Origin of the sequence: Proteus sp. NMG38-2, assembly GCF_020640995.1 — a bacterium.
Lineage (GTDB): Bacteria > Pseudomonadota > Gammaproteobacteria > Enterobacterales > Enterobacteriaceae > Proteus.
Map to the genome: position 1 here is coordinate 614,933 of NZ_CP085481.1, position 21,762 is coordinate 636,694.

Consider the following 21,762-nt stretch of genomic DNA (forward strand, 5'->3'; position numbering starts at 1 on the left):
AAAGACAAAAAATGCAGAGAACAATGGGCCCATGACAGAGCCCATAAATAAAGTGTGAAGAATTAACCTTCGAGTGGCGCACGCCAGTCGTCAGAGCCTGATGTCCCTGCAACGGTGTGTTCCCAATCAATTTTGCGATAAGAAAGAGACACTTCGATCAGTTGAGTGAAGTCAGACTTAGTCGGATCTTGGCAGTGTGGCATTTGGCAATCGATATTCACGATGGTGGCATCAGTTAATGTGGTGGTGAAGAAATGCTCTTGCTTCCCTTCAACCGAGGTGCGATACCATTTTAATGTGATTTTTGGCAACATTTCGCCCGAGGCTAATGCGTTATACAGCAGAGGAACCGCTTTGTTTAACGCCACCGTAAAACGGAAAGGTTTATGCGCACGTTGACCTGAAGGCTGACCTGATTGTGGATCAGTGGGCACAGTCACTACATGAGAGAATGCTTGCACCAGCATTTCATCTTCGTGGCCTTGAACATAAATATTTCCTACTGATTCAGCCGTAAATGCACCCGCAGTAATATTGCCTTGGGTTTTTCCTTCAATGGAGATATAACATGGAGTTGGCATGGCAAGTCCTTAATTAACTATCAGTTATTGTTTCTCAACAAAACTATTATTGTTGATGTCCTTTTCAAAAAATCAGCCAGTGCGCACCGCGATTTGATTAGAGTAGCTTAAGTAATTTTAAGGAGAAGTAAAGGGAGTGACGGAAAAGAAGGACGTTGTATCCTCGTAGGATAAGTGACTTAGCGTAAAATAATTGTTCACACGTTATTTACTGCTTTCGTTTCTTAAAATAAGTGTATTTACTTATACAATTACCTTTCGTAAATGTCCGAAATCTCGCTAAAGCCAGTCAGTTCTAATGTACATGGATTTTTAATATGTAACAAAGTGTGTATTTTGTTTCAATTTGTAACAATGTTGATTTATAAGGAAAAAATAACCCTATTTTCAAAATAATAAGCAAACTACGATTTTTATTCTCAAAGGACAAAAAATCCGCACCTAAAATTTAGCGTATCGCAGAAGATCCCTTTAAATAGAGACAGAAATATCACCCATAGAGTGATTGTCAGATAATTAAAAAATCTTTATCAACAAAAAAAAGATCCCCTAGGGGATCTTTTTTATTGCTAAATTCGTTATTACCAGTTTTTATTGAAAATACGATCTAAGCTCCATTTACCCGGGCCTGTCACAACCAGTAATAAATATCCACCTGCAATTGTCATGTTTTTCATAAACATTAATTGGTTCATACCCTCAGCAAAATTGCTGTGGAATAGCAACGCGGTTAAGAGAGTAAAGACGCTGGTAAATATAGCCGTTGTACGGGTTAAGAAGCCAAATAAGATAGCTAATCCACCGCCTAATTCTAATAAAATAGTTAGTGGTAATAAGAAACCAGGGACACCCATTGCTTGCATATATTGCTGTGTACCTTCGTAACCACCAATTTTTCCGTAGCCTGCACTGATAAATAAAATCGGCATTAAAATACGGGCAATTAATAACGCAATGTCTTCAAATTTTTTCATGATATTTATTCCTAATCTAACTCTATTATCTGCAATGTATATTGATTTATATTTGTATTTTCGTTGGATAATTCTCTATTTTTAGAATTAACAACCACGGTTACGCTGTGAGATATACAATAGAGGGAAATTAAAAAAGAGGATATTAAGAAGAATTAACATTCTTAGACAAAAAAATTGATGTTTAATCTGAGGTTTTTTTGAAGGACTTCTGTATTGCCCGAATTAAGCCAAATGCACCGATAGCACGTTGTCCTAACCGTATGATTTTTTTAGGGTGTTTAATACTGTAAAGAGAGATAAAACTCGCACCGACTAAAAATGCAGGTTTTAAAGAGACTAAAATTCGCCACGCTTTATCATAATGTTCTGTCACATCAAGCCAAGTTTGTGTACTTTGCCCCAAATCAGAGCGCTGTTGCTGAATTTTATTCAACAACAGCTTTTTACGTCTTGAAAGAACACTCTGCTTATTTTGTTTGTTCATCATGATATTGCTCCAAAAGACGTTTATCTAGTTCCAGCTGTTGGCGAGTATCGCCCAACAAGGTGGAATTTCGTGCTTTTTTTAATGTCATGATGGCGCCAATAAGGGCGCAGAAAAGCAAAATCGCGGTTGTAACCGCTAAAGCATAAATTCGGTATTCTGGGGGGATAACCCAAAATAACAATATAAGCAGGCTCATTAGGCCAAAAGCGGTGAGTAACAGTGTGACACCAGCCATTAAAATAAGCTGGATCAGGGTGGTTTTTTCTTCTTCCAGTTCAATGGCAATTAGTTGTAGGCGAGTTTCAACCATGCCTATAACGATAGCACCAATTCTACTGAGAGAATTCAGAACCCCAGATGCGGGGCCCTGTGGTCTTTGAGTATCACTCATTATAAATTAGCGTTTTGCAAGTAGAACGCCAAGAACAACACCAACAGCAGCACCGATACCAACACCTGTCCATGGATTTTCACGAACATAGTTATCTGCTTTTCCTGCCATTTCTTTGGTGTTATCGACAATTTCTCGACCTGCATCACTGAGTTTTGCACGAGAACCTTTTATTGCCGATTCTGCTTTTGCACGCAGGCTTTGGATTTCTTCTTTGGATTTATCTGCAGAGGAGTTCAGCACTTCTTCTAGAGTATCAGCAAGAGATTTCAATTCACTACGCAGATCTTCATTTGAACGTTGTTGAGACATAATTAACTCCTTTAATAGAGATAGAATGTAGTACTTATAACAATAGACTAATTTTACCGCTTAATGAAATTAAATAACGACCTATTGGTAAAAAAAAGAGATAAATCTTAATTGAATGGCGGGATTAAAGGAGCTTAGAAGCGTGTATCCTAAAAAAAAGACCTGCTCAATAAGATGAAACAGGCCTCTATTATTTTTTGCTGTGTAATTACTGTCGGAATATCTTGATAATATTTAATTCGTATTAAGCTTTTCTTTTCTTTTTAATAACCACCCAGATGCTACCAATTAAACCGATTACTAATAGGCAAACAGGTAATAGCATAAGAATATTCATTAAATGGTGTTCATACTGACGAAAAAGTGGACTATTACCTAATACATAACCCAATGTGGTCAGTATACCAACCCATAAAAGTCCACTTAACCAATTGAAAATTTGAAAGCGAGTATTATTTAACCCAGCAAGGCCGGCAATTGTTGGTAACAATGTTCTAACGAACGCTAAAAAGCGACCAATAAGTAATGCGGCTAAGCCATGGCGATGAAAAAGCCCATGTGCGCGCTGGTGATAGTGTTCTGGTAGATGCGACAGCCAACTACGCACTAATTTGGTATTACCAAGCCATCGTCCTTGAAGATAGCCTAGCCAACAGCCTAGACTCGCACCTGCGGTTAAAATAAGTAAGGTCAATGGAAAGTCCATTGTATCTTTAGCAATTAACACACCCACTAAAATTAATAAGCTATCTCCTGGTAAGAAAGCCGCGGGTAATACTCCGTTTTCTAGGAATAGTATGGTGAATAATAAAATGTAGATAATCCATATTAATGAAGGATTAGCTAAGGTTTCGTAATCTTGATGCCATAGCGCCAAGAAGAGCTCTCTTACGATTTCCATATAAAAGGCTTCCTAAAACTGAGTCATTTGGGGGTAAATATAAATTCAATAAGTGTTGTAATCCATTTACCCGTTTTCCACTTCATAGGGTCTATTTTTCATCGTTTAAAACAGCAACACTCTAACAAAATCAGGAAAAACTAGACAGAAAATTTTTCAACTCTATTACGACATAACTTACCCATAGATATGTGATCTTGAAAAATAGACATCTAATCTCTTTTTGAGTTCAGAGTAGGGGATTTTTTAAAAGAAAACCTTAAGATAATGGATAATAAAAAGCGGCGTTTCGTATTTTATTTAGATGATAAAAGATAAATTTTTAATATTAATTGAGAGAAAATAAAACCTTATCTTGTTTATATTGTTCGTCTTTTTTCTGTTTGTTATTTATTCAAAATAAAGGTGATCAGAGCGGATAATTGTTAGTGATAATGTTAATAAAAAAGACTATCAGTTGATTAAAAAAAACAAAAAGAAGAGAAATAAAATAAAAAGTAAGTAAGATAACTAAGTATAACCTACTGATAATAATAATTTCTTTCATTTCACGTTGGTATACTAAAAAGAACAAAATCCTATTATGATCACAGTTATGTTATTTTATTGTTAACAAAAACGGTTAATGCTGTATATTTTGCATAATCAGCTTTTCAGCGCGATTCAATTCCTTATACTGGCATTGCAAACACTCAATAATGCCTTTTTTAAATATTATTTTAAGTAATGGAATAACTATGGATAAACAACAATCCAGAGTCTTCAGCCTGTTCTTTAAGGGAAGCCTCGTCAAACAAATACTCGTTGGTTTAGTCGCAGGGATCTTACTTGCTTGGTTAGCACCAGAAGCTGCCAAGATGATGAGCTTACTCGGTACCCTGTTTATTAGTGCACTGAAAGCTGTAGCACCTATCTTAGTATGGGTACTGGTTATGGCTTCGATTGCTAATCACCGTCAAGGGCAAAAATCGAATATTCGCCCAGTATTAATTTTATATCTGTTAGCAACGTTCTTTGCTGCGTTAACCGCAGTTGTTGCAAGCTTTATGTTCCCATCCGTTTTAACGCTGGTTGTTAATGAATCACAACTGTCACCACCTGAAAATATTGCTGAAGTGCTTAAAGGCGTATTAATTAATGTGGTAGCAAACCCTGTTGATGCACTTATCAATGGTAACTATATGGGTATTCTAGCGTGGTCTATCGGGCTGGGCTTGGCATTACGCCACGCAAAAGATACCACTAAAGCCTTAACGCAAGATTTAGCTGACGCAGTAACAAACTTGGTACGTGTTGTTATTCGTTTAGCCCCTATCGGTATTTTTGGTTTAGTGTCGTCAACTATCGCAACAACTGGCTTTGAAGTTTTAGCGGGTTATTTACAGGTTCTGATTGTACTGATTGGCTGTATGCTGTTTGTTGCTTTAGTCGTGAATCCACTGATTGTATTTTGGAAAATCCGCAGTAACCCATATCCATTAGTATGGGCATGTTTGCGTGAAAGTGGTGTAACAGCCTTCTTTACACGTAGCTCAGCAGCAAACATCCCTGTGAATATGGCAATGTGTCGTCGTATGAATTTAGATGAAGACACTTATTCTGTTTCAATTCCATTAGGTGCAACCATCAATATGGGTGGTGCAGCAATTACTATCACGATTTTGACATTAGCGGCAGTAAATACACTGGGTATGCCTGTTGATGTGCCAACCGCACTATTACTAAGCCTTGTTGCTGCAGTTTGTGCATGTGGTGCATCTGGTGTTGCTGGGGGATCTCTACTGTTAATTCCACTAGCTTGTAGCATGTTTGGTATTAGTAATGATATCGCTATGCAAGTGGTTGCCGTGGGTGTGATGATTGGTGTGTTACAAGATTCAGCTGAAACCGCACTGAATTCATCAACAGATGTTCTCTTTACCGCAACAGTCTGTATCGCAGAAGATAATCGTATTTCAGATAATCCATTAACTGAAAAAAATAATGGGTAAAAAGGGTAAGTAGTAAGACAGGAAGAGCTGTAAAAATAATAATCAATAATAAAAAATAGAACCCCACATTTTTTTATGTGGGGTTTCTTTTTGCTCAAGCACCGAAAAAGAATTAAATATTGAGAGCTAATTCTGTTCCTTGTCTAATAGCACGTTTTGCATCTAATGCGCTGGCATCTTTAGCACCGCCGATAAGATGGACTTTTGTATGGCTATTTTCTAAAGAAGTAAGCAAAGGATGATAAGCGCGTTGCCCTGTACATAATATAATGTTATCAGCCACAAGAAGTTGTTGTTTTCCATCTTGTTCAATAACAAGACCTTCTGGCGTAATTTTTTGATAATGGCAATGTGTTAAGAATTTAACGCCTTTTTTCTCTAATGTTAGTCGATGTATCCAACCAGTTGTTTTACCTAAATTCAATCCTATCTTTCCGGCTTTACGTTGAGTCATAACAATTTGTTTATTATCATCTTTTAAGTGATTTTCAGGTTTTATACCGCCACGATATGAAAGCGTTGGATCAATGCCCCATTCTTTGTTAAAAGCACAGGGGCTTAGGCTACTGCATTGCCCTTTTTGCGTAAGATAAAGACCGGTATCAAAGCCAATACCTCCGCTACCAATAATCACTACGTTTTTACCTACAGGTTGATGGTGCTTTAAAACATCCAAATAAGTTTTAACAATCGTATTATCTCGGCCTTCTATATCAGGAAGGTGCGGTGTTACACCACTGGCCAAAACAATCTCATCAAAGTGTTTAAGATGATGAGGAGTGGCTTCAGTATTATTTTTAACAATCACACCAGTGAGTTCTAACTGCCGTTTAAAGTAACGCAAGGTTTCCTTAAATTCCTCTTTTCCGGGAATTTGGCTAGCAATATTCAACTGCCCACCAATAACATCTTCTTTTTCAAAGAGTGTTACATGGTGACCACGTTTAGCCGCTGTTATAGCAAAAGATAATCCCGCAGGCCCCGCGCCAACAACTGCGAGTTTTTTAGGTTGTTGGGTTGGAATAACCAGAAGTTCGGTTTCTCGACAAGCCAAAGGATTGACTAAGCAAGATGCTGTTTGCCCTGAAAATATTTCATCAAGACACGCTTGATTGCAAGCAATACAGGTATTGATTTCATCTTCACGTCCTAGTTGTGCTTTTAGAACGAACTCAGGATCTGCAAGAAAAGGGCGTGCCATTGAAACCATGTCGGCACAGCCTTCTGCTAAAATAGCTTCTGCAGTTTGTGGTGTGTTAATGCGGTTTGATGTAATAAGAGGAATATTTACTTTGCCCATTAATTCGCGTGTTACATTTGCAAATTGGCCTCTTGGCACCATCGTCGCTATCGTTGGAATTCGAGCTTCATGCCAGCCAATCCCTGTATTGATCATTGTGGCACCCGCTTTTTCAACTGCTTTGGCAAGATAAACAACCTCTGATGCATCTGAACCATTTTTAATTAAATCCAGCATAGAAAGGCGATAAATAATAATAAATTGCTCACCAACGGCTTTTTTTATACCTTTAAGAATACGTAAAGCGAAGCGACAACGATTTTCAATGTTACCACCCCATTGATCGTCTCGCTGATTCGTATGTCTGACTAAAAACTGATTAATTAAATAGCCTTCAGATCCCATTATCTCAACGCCATCATAGCCCGCTTTTTGGGCTAATTGAGCACAGTGAATGTAGTCATTGATAGTTTGTTCGATTTGTTCATGACTCATTTCTGTTGGCATAAAAGGGGTTATTGGCGATTGAATAGCAGAAGGAGCAACTAAGTTAGGCTGGTAACTATAACGACCTGTATGCAAGATCTGTAAAGCAATTTTACCACCTTGCTGATGAACGGCATCAGTAACCAATTGATGCGGTGCAAGCTGGGAGTCAGACATTAATGTTGCGGCGTGCGGCAATAATACACCTTGCTTATTAGGTGATATCCCGCCTGTGACAATAAGTGCAACGCCTGCAGCGGCTCTTTGTGCATAAAATTGTGCAAGCTTTGGGGCATCTTTAGGATCTTCTTCAAGACCAGTATGCATAGAGCCCATTAATATTCGGTTTTTTAGTACAGTAAACCCTAAATCAAGGGGAGAAAATAGATGAGAATAATGTGCCATCAGATACCCTTTTTAGACTGGTCAGATGAGATATCTATAGCATAACGAGAAGTGAGTGATTAAGAGTTCATTATGTTAACAAGTTGTGATCTTAATCATGGAAAAGGTGAATAGCACGTTATAAAGCAATAATAATCTAAGTGATTACTTAATGAGAACAAATAGTGATAATAAAAATCACACTCATTCATAATATTTCATCATATAATGTAGTGTACCTATTAATATGTATTAAAAACACACATCACTATTTTGAATTTGGAGACGTTATGATTAATAAATTTAATCAACTTGTTGACTGTTCTGACTTAGGTAAACTTGTATTACGTGTTTCTCTTGGGGTTTTAATGTTATTACATGGGCTTCATAAGATGGAACCAGGTGGATTAGCTGGTATTCAAGGAATGTTGGCTAATTTTAATCTACCTGCTTTTATTGCCTATGGTACGGTGATTGGGGAAGTTGTCGCGCCTATCTTATTGATTATCGGTCTATTTACTCGTGCGTCAGCACTTGTTTTAGCAGGTACAATGTTTGTTGCTGTCTTAATGGTTCACTCTGGTGATTTATTTGCATTAAACCCTAAAACAGGGGGATGGGCACCAGAAAGTGCAGGTTTCTATCTATTCGCTGCGATTGCTGTGATGTTTTTAGGTAGTGGTCGTTTTGCAGTTAAAAAAGATTAATAAATTTAATAGTCAATAAATTTGAATTTAATTGCTGTAACTTGATTAAAATTGATGAACAAACGCCCAGATCTCACGCTATATGCACACTCGATCTGGGCGTTTTACTTTAAGCAACTTTATGGCTTATCGGTTTAAACCTAAGTCATGTTTATTTTTGAGTTGCTGGCGTTAACTTAAAGACCTTTTCATTTTCACCTAACCATTGGCGAGCTACTTGGTTTATATCGTTAACACTTAATGTTTTTATAATGGCAGGATCAGTGAGTAAGCGCTGATACTGTTGGTCATCAGTTGCAACTTGAGCAAGCGCCTCTGTCCAATAACTTGCACTGTCATTTACCTGTGAATTTTCAGTTAGCCAGATATTTTTAGCCTCTTGTAACTCTTTCTCTGTAATACCTGACTGCTTAACTTCATTCACGACTTTACGAGCAAGGGCGATTAATTCATCTGCACGCTCAGGTGATGCCGTAAAGTTTAAACGACCGGTATAGTAGCTTGTAGGCACTTTCGTTAACATTTCAGAGAACCCAAGTGAATAAATTCCGCCTGCTCTTTCACGTAGGTTGAGTCTTAAACGTTGGCTGATCACTGTATCCAGTAAATTTAGCGCAAGTACTTGTTGTTGTGACCATTGAGCTGGCGCTGCATATTGAATGCTAATCATACTCTTATCACTGCTTGCGATAGGGTATGTTTTGCTAAATGAAGTCAGTTTTGGATTAATGGCAGGATCTGCCCAGAATAGACGCTGTTCAGAGCGTGTCGGGAGACTTGCAACCCAGCGTTCAATCAAAGGTTTTACCTGATTAACATTGACAGGACCACTGATAACTAATGTCATATCAGCCGGTTGTCCTAAGATCATTTGGTTTGTTTGCTGTAATTGTTGAGCAGTAAACTGTTTCCAAGCACCTTGCGGAGAAACCACTAAGCGTTCGCCATTTTGATAGCTTTCTTTATTGATATTATCCAAGAAAGTACGTTCAACAGGTGTTTTTGAAATACCTAATGTCATGGCTTGTTTTTGTTGCTCTAATTTCTCACCGTTAAACTGTGGAGAGGTAATTTTTAGATGCATTAAGGTTAGTAAGGTTTCTAGTTCATCAATTGGTGCTTCGCCACGAAAACCATGAAATAACAGTTCGCTATAAGGGCGCAAACTAATTTGGTGTTGTTTGGTAAATAACGCTAATTCACGCGCATTATAATTACCATATCCGCTTACTTCGGGTAATTTCAACGCCCATTGAACCATGCCTAAGCTTTGATTTGTTTCAAGTGATGAACCACCAGGAATACGCAGTGAAACTTGAATATTATCTTTGAGATAACTGTCATTTTTCACAATCACTTTTACGTTATTGCTCAGAGTCCACTGTTGCGTTTTTTCAATAGGGAGTGATTGCGTTGAAACAATTGAACCAGTGAGTTCAGGTTTAATATCTAATACAACGGCTTGTGTTTTTAGGGTAAATGCGCCTGGATTTGACTGTCTAATTTCTTGCCAACGTTGCGTTGCTTTAGTTGCATTAAATAAATTAGCATCATTATCAGGACCAATCACAGCAACGCGTGGTGATGACTGTTTTAGATATTGAGAAAAATAAGCTGACAATGTTTCAGGGGTCACTTTATTGATTAATTGATAGCTTAAATTTAGTGCCTGTTTTTTAGTTTGAATTGGCATATCCAATTCAATGGCTGTTGTGATTTGGTTGGCTAAATAATCGTGCTCGTAACGCTCTTCACCCGCAGCTTGTTGGCTTAGGCGTTTTAGCATTGCGTTACGGGCATTATCTAGCTCTTCTTGAGTCACTGGAACAGAAGCTAGGCGTTGAACTTCTGTAAATAAGATATCTAATGCACCTTGATAATCATTGCCTTTAGGGTGCGCAATCATCAATTGTTGTGAACGACGAGAGTCTAGCATTGCGCCTTGTGTATTAGCGCTAATAGAAGCCATTAAGCCATTATCAACGATAGTTGAGAAACGTTGATTTAAAATTGATAGCCATAATGAATCCATTAAATCTTCATATTGGCCTTGTCGACTGTTTAAAGGTGCTGGCAAAGTACGTTGCAAGGTGAACTGTAAAATACGTGAACCTTGTTCTTTATCGAAAATTGTTTTAACCAATAGATCTTTATGGTCGATAAAATTGTGCCAAGAAGGATCATCAATTCCTTTGTTTTCGCTATTTTTAGCGTTAAACAGTTGTTTGATATCGGCAATGGCATCACCTTGATTAAAGTTACCAACCAGTACTAATGCCATTCTTTCTGGTTGATACCAAGTATCGTAATAGCGTTTTGCATCTTTCACGTCACCATGCTTAACGATTTCTAAATCGCCAATAGGATCACGATCAAGATAACGGCTACCGTAATAACGTAATTCTTCTAATTGGCGGTTAATACGAAAACCGATACCTTGGCGTAAACGCCACTCTTCAACAATAACAGGACGCTCTTTATCAAACTCGATAGGGTCAAATGTCATTTCAAATGCCCAGTCAGATAAGATCTTTAATCCCGTTTTAATTTGGATCGGGTTTGCATTCGGCAATGACAGTTTATAAGTCGTCGCATTTAAACTTGTCGCGGCATTAACATGACTACCTAATTTCATGCCAAGGCTTTCGAGTTGTTTAAAGCCCGTTGTTCCCGGAAAATGGGTTGTACCTTTAAATGCCATATGTTCAGTAAAGTGTGAAAAACCAAGCTGTTTTTCATCTTCTTGAACCGAACCACTTTTTACCAAAAGACGCATTTCAACACCTGTTTGTGGGCGTTGCAGTAAGTAGACGTCTAAACCATTATCTAGGGTAAAATGGCGGACATCAGGACGCAGTAATAGCGTACTTTTGTCATTTTGATTAGGAGTGCTTGTCGCACACCCTAAAAGTGAAAGACTGACTGAAACAATCAGTAATTTACGATACATATTCGGTAACTCCAGCAGGTTGAGAGGAGGACACGGTAGGGGCTTTGAGTGAAATCACATTATCTGCAATCACATGTGTAAAGCGCTGGTGGCTGACCAAGGCAATACCTGCGGTTGGCAGATGTTGTTTTAGTAGCTGCAACATGTTTAATGCATTTTGCTCATCAAGTGCAGAGGTGGTTTCATCTAATAAAATAAGCTCAGGTTTATTGAGTAATAAACGGGCAAAAATAAGGCGTTGTTGCTCACCACCTGATAGGCGTGTCGTCCAATCAGTTTCTAGTAAAAGTTGATTTTTTATTTTGCCTAATCCCACTAAATGAAGTGCTTCTTCATACTCTTTAGCGGAGAATTGATTAGGCTGACAAGGATAAGCGAGCAAACTGTCTAAACGTGCAAAAGGCAGATACATACGCTGTGGGATCCAACACACATTTGGTGAACGTTGAATTTCCCCTTTGAAATAAGGCCAATGCCCACTTAATGCTCTAAGTAGTGTTGATTTGCCTAAGCCAGAGCAACCTTCAATAACGGTTAACTCACCTGCTTTTACAGAGAAGTTAATATCTTGAATTAACAGGCTGTCATCTTGCATAAACAGAGAAAGATTGGCCTTCAATTTAGTCTGTTTATCATTTAAATCTGCAACTTCTGGCTCATGATCATGCTCTAAGAGTACCACGAAGTTATAAAGACGAGTCACTGTTGCTTGCCATGCAGCAATCTCTTTATAAGAGAAAATAAACCAGCTTAATGCACCAGCAACACTAGAGAAGGCTTGTCTTAATTGCATTAATCCCCCTAGCATTAATTCGCCAGCAAGGAATTTAGGTAAGGCAAAAATAATCGGTGCCATTGCAGTGGCTTGTTGATAGCCGACAGTGAAGAATGCAAGGTTTCTTTCGTAGCGGATAAGATTGTTCCAGTTACGAATAACCCCTAAAAAACGACCCATTAATTCATTGCGATCACTGATTTCGCCACGTTGACCTGCAATCGCATCGCCATGTTGTTTTCGGGTGATGAGCGCAGTACGGTAATCAGCTTCTTTGCGTTGCTTATCCATATTAATCTTACGCAAGGGTGAGCCAATAAACTGCGTAATGGTGATCCCGATAATGGTATAGATAATACAAGCCCAGAACATATACCCTGGAATTGTCCACTCGCTCCCTCCTAATGTGAAAGAGATAGCGCCAGACAGTGACCAAAGAATGGTAGCAAAAGAGATAAGAGTGAGTAACGAGTGCAAAAATGTCACAGTTAAACGCATTGTTGATTCGATCAGTAAACGAATATCTTCTGCAATACGCTGATCCGGGTTATCAGGCTCTTGAGAAGTCAGTCTTAACATGTAGTGTTTACTGTTTTTTGATAACCAGCGATCGAGCACTTGTTCAGTCATGCCTTCACGCCAGCGAATAACCATTTTTTGGCGTAAGAAATCGCCCATTACTACGACTGTAATTAATCCTGCAATAATAATGACAAATTGTTGAAGTAGCTTGTAGAGAGCTTGTCCATCAAGTTGTTGTAATGCGTTATAGAAACTACCATTCCATTCATTCATTTTGACATTAAACCAAACGGATGACAGGGTTAAGGTCAAAGAGACAATCAATAGAAACCAGCAGTAAAGGGCGGCACGCCGCCCCCAAAAAGGTGAAACTAAATAGAAAAATTGTTTTATTGTTTTCATTGCTTATCGGTCATATTTTTATTGTGTATCGACTTGGTTGCTCACATTAACTTCGTCAATTTATTAATAGTCGTAGCTGACTTGTAACCAGAACTGACGACCTGGTTCATACGATTTGTAATCTTTATCTTGATAAGTGAAGTAGTCAGTTACATTTTTAGTGTTAAGGACGTTATTCACTTCAACAGAGATACCTACGCCATAAGCAAATTCAGGTTTCCAACCCAATTTGGTATCCCAAGAAAAACGACTGCTGTAATTACGTTTTTTGTATTCGAATAATGGGCCATATTCACTTGGTCTTGGGGATCCATTATTGGCTTTCTCCGCTTGTGAACGAGCGCCATTCCATTGAAGACGGTTATACCAAGTCAAATCCAAATCATCCCAAACACTGGTGAGTTCAGCGGTGACTTTTAATGGTGAGTTAAAGTTGCCTGAAGGTAAGTCTTTGGCATTGATGATTTTTCCGTCATACCATACTTTGTCGTAGTTCATCCCTTGTGTACTTGGATCAAAGTTGGCATAACCAGAGTCTTTAGGCGTATTTGTTTTACTTTTTTGCCAGCTAATAGAGGCATTAAAAACATGATCAGCTTGCGCTAATTCCCAAGGCTGACTGTTTTTCACAGAAAGTGTTAAGGTGTCGTGAGTACTGCGCCCATTATTATTAAAATGGCGAATTCTTATTTTATCTTTGTCATTTGGATATTTTGTATCACTACGAACTTCATCACGACCTTCACGATGAACGTATTGTAAACGCCAAGTGGTTGATGCAATTTCTTGTTGCAAGCCTAGTGTTAGCTCATCGTTATAAGGTGTTTTCAGTGAATCAACACCTTCAAAGTCGGTACGGTTTTCCCAATCGCTTGGATTATCGTTATCACAAGAGAAGTAGCAGTGCTGTAAGCCTGCGTTCTGTGCCCCATAAAGCGCATAAGTCAGCATTGAACGGCCATAGTAACGGTTTACGCCACCAATAATTAAGGTATTACCAGTGCCCCAAATATCATAAGTTCCGCTTAAACGTGGAGAGATATTATTTTTTTGAACAAAATCATCACGATCCAAACGAATACCTGGGCGCAGTGTTAAGCGCTTATATTGAATATTATCATCAACATAAATTGCGTAGTTGGTATATGAAGCATCATGTGTACCGGCTAAGAAACGGGTTGTTTGTTGTAATGAACCCATCCACTCATCGCCCCATGTAGAGCCATTATAGGTGTGGTTGTAATAGGTTTTGTCTCGAACATAAGAGCCTTTGGTACGGCTAATTTCAAAACCAGTTGTTGGCTGATGGCTAACTGAGCCCCATTCAATAGGGTTAAATCGCATAATACTTTTGGCGTTATAAGTTTCTTGTTTGCTCTTCAAATCGCCTTGACCACCACTGCTTATCTGCTGTGGGTTTTGCCAATCGGTGGTATAGTCTTTTATGGTGACGAAGTAGTCTTGATCATTAGAACGCTTGTCTTCAAGGTTTTGATAACCCGCAGTTAATTCTAATGAACCAAGATCAAGTTGATGCTTATAGAGTGCAGTAAAACTTAAACCATTATGCTCATTATCATAGCCTGAGTTATAGACTGAACCTGAGAATAAATAGCTTTTGTATCGTGCGATATTTGTTGATAAATCAAAGGTTTGTTTTTCTGAAATATCCCACGAATATTTAATAAAATAGTTATCGGAAGTACGGGTTTGGTCACGATAGTGTGGCGTTTGTTCAACTTGTTCTAACTGGCCATCTGGCGTAAGGATAATTCCACCCTCTGCACTAATCATCATCGGAATGGTTGATTCACGACGTGATGCAGAGAAAATTAGCCCCGTATTGTCAGTTAGACTCGTTTCAAACCAACCACCAAAGTTTTGTTTATCATATTTTTTCTGGAAACGAGCAGGGTTACTAAAATCATTATTAGCTGTATCAAAATTCAGCTTTGGATCAGTAAAAATATTGTTCCAGCTTGAGCGCGTTGTGCGGTAATAGGCATTGGCATGAGTTTCGCCTGACCAGCGACGGCTTTGTACTTCGACAGTCCCGCCAGTAAAACCACCAAACTCAACAGGAATGTTGTTATCATAAACCGCGACGCTATCAATTAAGCGACTATCAAGATACATACCTTGCTCATCACTACTAATACGAGTGTTGGTTTCTCCATTACCTGAGTTTGCTGGGTCAAAGTCATTATTAAAACTGACACCATCAAGTTTATAGGAGTTTTGATAACTGCTAGAGCCATGAATAGAAATACGTGAAGGTTTAATTTCACCCTGATTCATTGATGTGCTGTCATTATTGGAAAATTGAACAGCAGGGTTACTTTTCAGTAAGTCAGTTACGTTTCCATCACCAGTATTACGCTGTTTTATCTCTTCTGCGGTGATATATTGTGGCGCGGAAATGACATCGGTAGCTGGGTGATAACTGCTACCGACACCCGTGACTTTGACTTCAGGAATGACAATCGCGTTAGTCGTGGCGAGAGGACGAATAACAAATCCACTTCCTTGTGGAATAATTTCTAAACCACTACCAATTAAGACTTTTTGTAATGCAGTTTGTGTTTCAAATTGACCTGAAAGTGCTGGAGCACGCAGGTTTTTAACTGAATTTGCATCAAATAAAATTTGTACTTGCCCTTGTTTTGCAATGGCACTCAATGAATCAGCCAAAGACTGTTCTGGTAAAGCCACAGAAACGGTAGATGCATAAGCACAAGGTGCAGCAATAGTGGTACTTATTAGCAACGCTAGCAGAGACCTCTTAAGGGTCCCTTTTTTGTTATTCATTTTCATTTCACCAATCCCATTCACTAACTTAATAATTGTTGTTACTAGGGAAGAGGGTGAAATGAGAATTATCCTCACCTGTAAAAAAGAATATTTTTCATATTTCTTTTTACTTATTGATAATTAACGCATTATTTTTATCGGTAAAAACAACATTAACCGGCAATATAAGTGGAATTGCGGTAATAAAGTCTTTGGCATCATTAATGTTAGCGATCCCTGAGACTTTCATTTTGGCAATTTCGGGTGAGGAAATTTGAATATTGATATCAAGATAAGGTTTGAGTTTGGTTATTACTTCATTCAATGGGCGTTCAAAGAAATGCAGTTGACCAAAACGCCAACTTCCCACGGAATCAATATTGACCGAAGAAATAACAAAACTGTCACTTGTTAATTTGCTGGTGGCTTGAGAGCCAGCATACAAATATGTAGGAGAGGATTTAGGTGTTGCTTTAACCTCAACGATACCTTCATGAACAGCAACGTTAATTTGGTTGTCATTATAGCGGCTGACTTCAAATTCAGTGCCGACAACTTTAATTAATCGGGTATCTGCATGAACATAAAAAGGGCGATAAGGATTTGATTTGACCTTGAAATAGGCTTGCCCTTTATCTAACCATAGCTGTCTTTCTTCTTGTACATAAGCGACTCTGACTTGCGTGTTCCTGTCTAAATAGACTTTAGAGCCATCGGCTAAGGTCATCTCTTTCGGTAAGTCACTGGTTGCAAGCGTCATATTATCCATCAGTAATGCGGGTAAATGACTATAAGGGAGATATAAGACAGTGAGTAGGCAAAAAGTTGCGGTAGTGTGGATAGCGGGGCGCCAAAGAGAACGCTTTTTCTTTTCAACAGTGGTTATTGTTGGTCGTGATAATGCATCACATTGACGCCAAATACCCGCAATATCTTGATATGCTTGCCGATTTATATCATTTTCAATCCATTCTTTAAATTCTTGGCGTTGCTTGGGAGTCATTCTTTGGCTATGTTGTCGGGTGAACCAAAGAGCTGCTTGCTCATCAATAGAGTCATTGAGTAATTCATCATCATTTTCTAAAAAAAGATGATCTGCTCCCTCATCTGTGTGAGGTTTAGTTTCCGGTATGTTTTTTTCCGGCTTACTCATCATTCGTGCATTTCTCCTGTCCTGCATCGACATATCTTTTGCAATGTAATAGGGCAGCCGCAATATGTTTTTCCACCATGCTGATTGAGATTTCCATTTGCTCTGCAATTTCGCTTTGTGATAATCCATCAAAACGATAAAGAACAAATGCTTCTCGACGGCGAGGTGGTAATGTTTCAATTGCTTCACTAAGTAGATCTAAACGCTGCTGATGTTCAAGGACATATCCCGGATCAAGTTCCGTGGCATAACTTTGAGCAGCGTCATCTAATTCACAATCATCCTGATAGATATCTTTTTGCTTTTGTTTTTTTCTCCAATGGTCAATCAAAACGTGGTTCGCTATTTTGAACAAAAAAGCACGCTGTTCTTGCACAGGTGTTTGTTCTTTTCTGTTTAGCCATAGTGTAAACACATCTTGAGACAAATCATCTGCATCATGGTAATTACCCGTACGTTTGTGGAAAAAACGCACAAGTTGTCCATAGGTTGATTGGTAGGCACAACTAATTTTTTGTGCCAATGATTTATCGCTAGCCATAATCTCTGGTGTCTAAAAAAGAGTGAAATAATAAGCTCTTACTGCTTCTCATGAGAACAAGTTATGATAATTATCAAGCTAATTTTTTATTGTATTATTAATAATAAGCAATATCATTTGTGTTTGTATTATGCCTATAATTCATCAGAAAGAAAATCAGAGGCAAGAATTATGAGTAGTATGTCGGCGACTTTTTCACGCCGTGGATCATTTTCTATTGGTGGATTAACTGCCAGTATTTTATTTCATGCAACGCTAGTCGTTGTCGCCATTGGCTGGATAACCTCTAAAGATGAACGCCATGGTGTTTTACCACCCGCAATGACAATGGATTTAGGTATCTATCAATTAGCTCAGGCAGAAACAAAAGATGTTCCTGTTGGGCCTGAAAAAGTGATGTCTGTTCCTGAACCCGCAGAAACAGAACCTGAACCTGTGAAAGAAGTATTGGATTTACCTAAAATGCCAGTAGTAGAACAAGGCACTTATGAGCGTATTCCTGAAAAGCCGAAAGTAAAACCGGTAGTGAAGCCAAAACCCGTTGCGGTGAAAGTACCTGATGATCTTCCTGTCTCAGAAGCTCCATCGGAGGTAACAAGCGCGCCTATTTCTGGCTCTAATACAAGCAGTAGTGCTCAATTTAATAGTTTATCTTCCTCTTCTGTAAGTGGGCAAATGGGATGGGAAAGTTTGATACATAGTCATATTGAGATGTATAAACGTTATCCAAGAACAGCAATACGTTTTAAAGCGACAGGCGTGACACAAGTTTCTATTGTGCTAAATGCAAAAGGTGAGTTGTTAGATGCGAAAGTGGAAACATCATCAGGTAATCGCATTCTTGATAGAGAAGCGTTAAATACGATTAAACGCGCTTCGCCATTTCCCGCACCTGAAAGCTATCGTTTAGAAAATGGTAATATTTCGTTTACTGCGCCTTTAACGTTTGAGTATAAGCAAGAGAGTTAAGTTATTATTTATAATTATTTATTACATATTAAACTAACTATTAAAATAAATAATTTTAAAAAACAGAAACTAAAAAACCACCGTAAGGTGGTTTTTTAGTTTTAATCTTTGTGTTCGTCGGCATCGCAATTTTTCAGCGTCGCGGGGAAGATTGTCGCCTCTTTTATTCCCACCAACGAAATAAGAGTATCATAGTGAAAATATGACAGCAATATAATTATCTAATAGAGTTTTTGTATGATAAAATATCATCATCAACCTCATCAATATATAATGCATTGCTTTCATGGCTATACATATACATTTCTTTTAATATCAATAAGTCATTTTTTAAAGAATATAACTCTGATTCTAAATTTTTATTTGTTTTTCTTAATTCTTCAATTTCTATATATAATTTATTTTTTGATATTGATGATAGTAGCCCTTTATCTAATAATTTTTTATCTCCACGACAAAGTGAAGCTCGATAATCCTCATTTCTATAATATTGATTGTATCCTTTTAATTTAAATAAAGGAGGAAGTATTCGCGTAACACAAACAGTTTGGATCATATCACATAAAGCATAAGTTTCTTTTTTAGCAAGATCACCAATGTTTTTTATTGAATCATCTGATAATTTAAAAATAGAGGTATTAACGGCTAAGTCATGAGGCTTTTTTGATGTGAGTGGAATGACTTTAACCCCTCTGTCATCAGCTTTTACTACAATCGCAGGTCTTCTCTTATGCATTTCACCCTGTTGAATATTATCAGGATAGCGTTTATTTGTTTTTATACCCGCATTCAAAGTGACACATGAGAAGATATGCCCAAATTCAACAATAATAATTTTACCAAGATATAATATTGATTTAGCACTTTTATAATTTTTATTTTTTAAAGTTTGAGATAAGTAAATGTCATCTGAAACATTTCTTGGAGATAGCCAAATATTTATAAGAATATTATTCTCAGATAGAGTTTGAATTTTTGAACTTTTTATTTCCCATCGGTGTTCTTTTCTACCTATAAATGATTTTGTGATAAAAATAGGATAGAAATTTTCTTTATCAATATTATCTCTAAATAGTGGAGTGATGATTTCGTTTATACCATTTAGAATAACATGACCTAATAATATTTCAGATTGATAATTATAAAATTCAAAATAATTAATTCTTATCATAATATAATCCGTTAAGTAATGGTGAGGTATATCTGTGTTTTCGGGATTATTTTAGATTAATGAGACTTTATTTTTTCTATTTTAAACTTTAAATATATTTATTAAATTTCAAGCTAATTAAATATAAAAAAGCAGAGAATAATCTCTGCTTTTTTAGTATCAAGTATCGTAAATAAACTCGATTATTTACTCATACGTTTGTACTTCATGCGACGAGGCTGAATAGCATCGTTACCTAATGTACGTTTTTTGTATTCTTCATATTCGGTAAAGTTACCTTCGAAGAATTCCACTTTACCTTCATCTTGGTAATCGATGATATGTGTGGCAATACGGTCAAGGAACCAACGGTCATGGGAAATAACCATGGCACAACCTGGGAACTCTAACAGGGCATTTTCTAATGCACGTAAAGTTTCAACGTCGAGGTCGTTGGTTGGTTCATCGAGCAGTAACATGTTACCGCCAACTTGTAGTAGTTTAGCAAGGTGTAAACGACCACGCTCACCACCAGAAAGTTCGCCAACACGTTTACCTTGGTCAACGCCTTTAAAGTTAAAGCGACCAACATAAGCACGACTTGGAATTTCAAAGTTACCAATACGCATAATGTCTTGGCCACCTGAGACTTCTTCCCAAACAGTTTTACTGTCATCCATGCTGTCGCGGAACTGATCAACAGATGCTAACTTAACAGTATCGCCTAGTACTAAAGTACCTGAGTCTGGTTGTTCTTGACCTGAGATCATACGAAATAGCGTTGATTTACCCGCACCGTTAGGGCCGATAATACCAACAATAGCGCCTTTAGGAATAGAGAAGCTTAAATCATCAATCAGAACGCGATCACCATAAGATTTTGTTAGATTATTAATTTCTAACACTTTATCCCCTAAACGTGGTCCAGGTGGAATAAAGAGTTCGCTGGTTTCATTACGTTTTTGATAATCAACGCTATTCAGTTCTTCAAAGCGAGCCAGACGAGCCTTACCTTTTGCTTGACGGCCTTTAGGATTTTGGCGGATCCACTCAAGTTCTTTTTGAATTGATTTATGGCGAGCAACTTCAGTTGCGGCTTCTTGCTCAAGGCGCGCGTCTTTTTGCTCTAACCATGAAGAGTAGTTACCTTCCCATGGAATACCTTCACCACGGTCAAGTTCTAAGATCCAACCCGCTACGTTATCAAGGAAGTAACGGTCGTGCGTGATTGCAACAACAGTTCCTTCATAATCGTGTAAGAAACGTTCTAACCAAGCCACAGATTCTGCGTCTAAGTGGTTAGTGGGTTCATCTAATAACAGCATATCTGGTTTTTCTAACAGCAGACGACAGATAGCGACACGGCGGCGTTCACCCCCTGAAAGTTTCTCAATTTTAGCGTCCCACTCAGGTAAGCGCAGTGCTTCTGCTGCACGCTCTAATTGGTTTTCAAGGTTATGACCATCATGAGATTGAATAATTGCTTCTAATTGACCCTGTTCTTTAGCTAATTTATCAAAATCAGCATCAGGATCGGCATAAGCCGCGTAAACTTCATCAAGACGGTTTAGTGCGTTTTTTAGTTCGCTAACGGCTTCTTCAACGGCTTCACGTACGGTATGTTCAGGGTTTAATTTTGGTTCTTGTGGTAAATAACCAATTTTAATACCTGGTTGTGGACGTGCTTCACCTTCAATATCAGTATCGATGCCCGCCATAATGCGAAGTAATGTTGATTTACCGGCACCATTTAGACCAAGCACACCAATTTTCGCGCCCGGGAAGAAGCTGAGTGAAATGTTTTTAAGGATATGTCGTTTGGGTGGGACAATTTTCCCGACACGCAACATACTATAAACGTATTGAGCCACTATAATTACCCTTTGATTATAAAAGAGATTTTCTCTGAGGTGCCATTTTTCGCGATAAAAACAAATTTTTTGTAATTAAGCTGCGTTTTTAGAGCACCTAAATGAACAATAGCAAAGTCAATGTCAGTAATTTGCCAAAGACCCGAAAATGATGAAAGTCGCCAGTATACCCGATTTATAAA

General features: G+C 38.0%; 17 protein-coding genes. 3 read left to right on the forward strand and 14 right to left on the reverse strand.

Features of this window, described 5'->3' with window-relative positions; translation table 11 throughout:
• Positions 1-62 precede the first annotated feature (62 nt).
• The 6 genes from LG402_RS03020 to LG402_RS03045 form a co-directional block, all read right to left on the reverse strand.
• Positions 63-581 (reverse strand): Hcp family type VI secretion system effector, encoded by a 519-nt coding sequence (locus LG402_RS03020; protein WP_036933014.1) that lies wholly within the window; start codon positions 579-581, stop codon positions 63-65.
• A gap of 581 nt (positions 582-1,162) precedes the next feature.
• Positions 1,163-1,555: a DoxX family protein gene (locus LG402_RS03025; RefSeq protein WP_193015048.1), complete on the reverse strand. Its 393-nt coding sequence runs from the start codon at positions 1,553-1,555 to the stop codon at positions 1,163-1,165.
• Positions 1,556-1,739: 184 nt separating this feature from the next.
• Complete coding sequence (locus LG402_RS03030) at positions 1,740-2,045, reverse strand: YqjK-like family protein (RefSeq protein WP_227336406.1); 306 nt, start codon at positions 2,043-2,045, stop codon at positions 1,740-1,742.
• Entirely contained in the window at positions 2,026-2,436 is a 411-nt protein-coding gene (locus LG402_RS03035; RefSeq protein ID WP_109410240.1) for a phage holin family protein, read from the reverse strand. Before LG402_RS03035 ends, LG402_RS03030 begins: the two co-directional genes overlap by 20 nt.
• 6 nt (positions 2,437-2,442) lie before the next feature.
• Positions 2,443-2,748: a DUF883 family protein gene (locus tag LG402_RS03040; protein WP_072071048.1), complete on the reverse strand. Its 306-nt coding sequence runs from the start codon at positions 2,746-2,748 to the stop codon at positions 2,443-2,445.
• Positions 2,749-2,992: 244 nt separating this feature from the next.
• A complete protein-coding gene (locus LG402_RS03045) occupies positions 2,993-3,649 on the reverse strand; it encodes a DedA family protein (RefSeq protein ID WP_109410239.1) in 657 nt (218 codons plus the stop codon).
• Between the two features lie 737 nt (positions 3,650-4,386).
• Here LG402_RS03045 and sstT point away from each other — a divergent pair.
• Entirely contained in the window at positions 4,387-5,640 is a 1,254-nt protein-coding gene (gene sstT, locus LG402_RS03050) for a serine/threonine transporter SstT (protein ID WP_166539423.1), read from the forward strand.
• Positions 5,641-5,752: 112 nt separating this feature from the next.
• Here sstT and LG402_RS03055 read toward each other — a convergent pair whose 3' ends face one another.
• Positions 5,753-7,771, reverse strand: coding sequence for an NADPH-dependent 2,4-dienoyl-CoA reductase (locus tag LG402_RS03055; protein WP_166539424.1), 2,019 nt, complete (start codon positions 7,769-7,771; stop codon positions 5,753-5,755).
• 269 nt (positions 7,772-8,040) lie between these two features.
• On the opposite strand from LG402_RS03055, the gene LG402_RS03060 reads away from it, so the two are divergent.
• A complete protein-coding gene (locus LG402_RS03060) occupies positions 8,041-8,457 on the forward strand; it encodes a DoxX family protein (protein WP_075671373.1) in 417 nt (138 codons plus the stop codon).
• Between the two features lie 151 nt (positions 8,458-8,608).
• Here LG402_RS03060 and LG402_RS03065 read toward each other — a convergent pair whose 3' ends face one another.
• From LG402_RS03065 to LG402_RS03085, 5 genes are all read right to left on the reverse strand, one after another.
• Positions 8,609-11,407, reverse strand: coding sequence for a M16 family metallopeptidase (locus LG402_RS03065; RefSeq protein WP_227336407.1), 2,799 nt, complete (start codon positions 11,405-11,407; stop codon positions 8,609-8,611).
• On the reverse strand, positions 11,397-13,106 hold the full coding sequence (locus LG402_RS03070) for an ABC transporter ATP-binding protein/permease (RefSeq protein WP_166539426.1): 1,710 nt from the start codon (positions 13,104-13,106) through the stop codon (positions 11,397-11,399). Before LG402_RS03070 ends, LG402_RS03065 begins: the two co-directional genes overlap by 11 nt.
• Before the next feature lie 63 nt (positions 13,107-13,169).
• Entirely contained in the window at positions 13,170-15,920 is a 2,751-nt protein-coding gene (locus LG402_RS03075) for a TonB-dependent receptor (RefSeq protein WP_227336408.1), read from the reverse strand.
• A gap of 103 nt (positions 15,921-16,023) precedes the next feature.
• Positions 16,024-17,052, reverse strand: a complete 1,029-nt coding sequence (locus tag LG402_RS03080; RefSeq protein WP_227336409.1) for a FecR family protein — start codon at positions 17,050-17,052, stop codon at positions 16,024-16,026.
• Positions 17,042-17,590, reverse strand: coding sequence for an RNA polymerase sigma factor (locus tag LG402_RS03085; protein ID WP_227336410.1), 549 nt, complete (start codon positions 17,588-17,590; stop codon positions 17,042-17,044). The genes LG402_RS03080 and LG402_RS03085 overlap by 11 nt, the downstream gene beginning before the upstream one ends.
• Positions 17,591-17,761: 171 nt before the next feature.
• Between LG402_RS03085 and LG402_RS03090 the strand changes: the two genes are divergently transcribed.
• Complete coding sequence (locus tag LG402_RS03090; RefSeq protein ID WP_227336411.1) at positions 17,762-18,559, forward strand: energy transducer TonB; 798 nt, start codon at positions 17,762-17,764, stop codon at positions 18,557-18,559.
• A gap of 217 nt (positions 18,560-18,776) precedes the next feature.
• Here the strand turns inward: LG402_RS03090 and LG402_RS03095 are convergent, their stop codons facing one another.
• Positions 18,777-19,730, reverse strand: a complete 954-nt coding sequence (locus LG402_RS03095; protein WP_227336412.1) for a type II toxin-antitoxin system PemK/MazF family toxin — start codon at positions 19,728-19,730, stop codon at positions 18,777-18,779.
• Positions 19,731-19,912: 182 nt separating this feature from the next.
• Positions 19,913-21,580, reverse strand: coding sequence for an energy-dependent translational throttle protein EttA (gene ettA / locus LG402_RS03100; RefSeq protein ID WP_166539431.1), 1,668 nt, complete (start codon positions 21,578-21,580; stop codon positions 19,913-19,915).
• Between the last annotated feature and the right edge of the window lie 182 nt (positions 21,581-21,762).

What these genes read in the sequence shown, in the direction of transcription:
- LG402_RS03020 (WP_036933014.1), bottom strand. Translation starts at nt 581, where the DNA reads ATGCCAACTCCATGTTATATCTCCATTGAAGGAAAAACCCAAGGCAAT.
- LG402_RS03025 (WP_193015048.1), bottom strand. Translation starts at nt 1,555, where the DNA reads ATGAAAAAATTTGAAGACATTGCGTTATTAATTGCCCGTATTTTAATG.
- LG402_RS03030 (WP_227336406.1), bottom strand. Translation starts at nt 2,045, where the DNA reads ATGATGAACAAACAAAATAAGCAGAGTGTTCTTTCAAGACGTAAAAAG.
- LG402_RS03035 (WP_109410240.1), bottom strand. Translation starts at nt 2,436, where the DNA reads ATGAGTGATACTCAAAGACCACAGGGCCCCGCATCTGGGGTTCTGAAT.
- LG402_RS03040 (WP_072071048.1), bottom strand. Translation starts at nt 2,748, where the DNA reads ATGTCTCAACAACGTTCAAATGAAGATCTGCGTAGTGAATTGAAATCT.
- LG402_RS03045 (WP_109410239.1), bottom strand. Translation starts at nt 3,649, where the DNA reads ATGGAAATCGTAAGAGAGCTCTTCTTGGCGCTATGGCATCAAGATTAC.
- sstT (WP_166539423.1), top strand. Translation starts at nt 4,387, where the DNA reads ATGGATAAACAACAATCCAGAGTCTTCAGCCTGTTCTTTAAGGGAAGC.
- LG402_RS03055 (WP_166539424.1), bottom strand. Translation starts at nt 7,771, where the DNA reads ATGGCACATTATTCTCATCTATTTTCTCCCCTTGATTTAGGGTTTACT.
- LG402_RS03060 (WP_075671373.1), top strand. Translation starts at nt 8,041, where the DNA reads ATGATTAATAAATTTAATCAACTTGTTGACTGTTCTGACTTAGGTAAA.
- LG402_RS03065 (WP_227336407.1), bottom strand. Translation starts at nt 11,407, where the DNA reads ATGTATCGTAAATTACTGATTGTTTCAGTCAGTCTTTCACTTTTAGGG.
- LG402_RS03070 (WP_166539426.1), bottom strand. Translation starts at nt 13,106, where the DNA reads ATGAAAACAATAAAACAATTTTTCTATTTAGTTTCACCTTTTTGGGGG.
- LG402_RS03075 (WP_227336408.1), bottom strand. Translation starts at nt 15,920, where the DNA reads ATGAAAATGAATAACAAAAAAGGGACCCTTAAGAGGTCTCTGCTAGCG.
- LG402_RS03080 (WP_227336409.1), bottom strand. Translation starts at nt 17,052, where the DNA reads ATGATGAGTAAGCCGGAAAAAAACATACCGGAAACTAAACCTCACACA.
- LG402_RS03085 (WP_227336410.1), bottom strand. Translation starts at nt 17,590, where the DNA reads ATGGCTAGCGATAAATCATTGGCACAAAAAATTAGTTGTGCCTACCAA.
- LG402_RS03090 (WP_227336411.1), top strand. Translation starts at nt 17,762, where the DNA reads ATGAGTAGTATGTCGGCGACTTTTTCACGCCGTGGATCATTTTCTATT.
- LG402_RS03095 (WP_227336412.1), bottom strand. Translation starts at nt 19,730, where the DNA reads ATGATAAGAATTAATTATTTTGAATTTTATAATTATCAATCTGAAATA.